Source organism: Mycobacterium sp. 852002-40037_SCH5390672 (assembly GCF_001665875.1).
Classification (GTDB): Bacteria; Actinomycetota; Actinomycetes; order Mycobacteriales; family Mycobacteriaceae; genus Mycobacterium.
This window is the reverse complement of the sequence record NZ_LZTA01000124.1, coordinates 1-639: the sequence shown is the minus strand read 5'-3', so window position 1 is coordinate 639 and position 639 is coordinate 1. Positions and strand designations below refer to the sequence as shown.

1 protein-coding gene is annotated in these 639 nt (G+C 68.1%); it reads left to right on the top strand.

What is annotated here, in order from left to right:
• The coding region (locus tag A5782_RS26575; RefSeq protein ID WP_067104332.1) for an NAD(P)/FAD-dependent oxidoreductase at nucleotides 1-639 on the top strand (639 nt) is incomplete at both ends.

The following is a 639-nucleotide window of genomic DNA, read 5'->3' as shown; positions in this document are numbered from 1 at the left end:
GGCCGGGCGCGGCGGCGAACGCTGCTGGTCGACGCGGGTCAGCAGAGCAACCTGGCCGCCCACGGCATCGGTGGGTTGTTGGGTCACGACGGCCGCCCGCCGGGCGAGCTGTACGAGGCCGGGCGGCGTGAGATTGCCGCCTATCCGTCCGTCGAAGTGCGGACCGGTGAGGTGGTGGCGGGTGAGCGTGCCGGAGATATGTTCGAACTGGAACTGTCCGACGGTCGGCGTGAACGCACGCGTCGGGTGCTGCTGGCCGCTGGTATGGAGTACCGGCCGCCTGCGCTGCCCGGGCTCGCGCAGTTGTGGGGGCGGTCGGTGTTCCACTGCCCGTTCTGCCACGGCTGGGAGGTTCGCGATCAACCGTTGGCGGTATTGGCGAACGGTGAGCGGGCAGTGCAATCGTCGTTGTTGCTGAGGGGATGGAGCGACGACGTTGTGCTCCTGACTGGAGGGCCTGCCGAGCTCGATGGTGACGACCGATCCCGGTTGGCCGCTGCACGCGTCGTGGTCGACGAGCGACCCGTCGCCGAACTCGCGTCAAGCAATGGCGAATTGGTGGCAATCGTGTTCACCGACGGAACTCGGCTGGCACGCAGCGGTCTGCTCGTCGCGACAACACTGCATCAGCGGTCGCAG